This is a genomic window from Agrobacterium sp. ST15.16.024, from assembly GCF_027956545.1.
Lineage (GTDB): Bacteria > Pseudomonadota > Alphaproteobacteria > Rhizobiales > Rhizobiaceae > Agrobacterium > Agrobacterium cucumeris.
In genome coordinates this window covers 1-433 of the sequence record NZ_JAQKGO010000053.1, presented here as the reverse complement: position 1 = coordinate 433, position 433 = coordinate 1, and the positions used below count along the sequence as shown (strand labels likewise).

Genomic DNA, 433 nt, shown 5'->3' with positions numbered 1-433 from the left:
GGGTGAAGGAGACGTCGCTGACCAGCGGTCGGTCAGCGGCAAGCGAGATCTGTTCCAGTTGGATCTTCTGCGGCCTCAGTGGCTATGCTCCGCCATCAGGTGGGGATCGCGACGATCGCTCAGCGCGTCGCCCAGCAGGCTAAAAGCCATCACGCTGATGCACAGCGCCAGCCCCGGCCAGACCATTTGCAGCGGCTGGGTCCAGCTATACTGCCGGGCGTCGTTGATCATCACCCCCCATTCCGCCGTCGGCGCGCTGACGCCGAGACCGAGGAACGACATGCCGGCCACGTGAAGCATCATATGGCCGATATCCAGCGAGGCGAGCACCAGCAGCGAGGGGATCACCGCGCCGGCCAGATGGTCGCTGAACAGCCGCCACTGGCTGGCGCCGCTCAGACGGGCGGCGAGGATAAATTCGCGCTGGCGCAGG

General features: G+C 65.8%; 1 protein-coding gene. It reads right to left on the bottom strand.

Annotated features, from left to right (window positions below):
• Nucleotides 1–75 precede the first annotated feature (75 nt).
• Nucleotides 76–433: ABC transporter permease subunit (locus PL640_RS25595; protein WP_271363881.1), on the bottom strand; the 358-nt coding region annotated here is incomplete at its 5' end.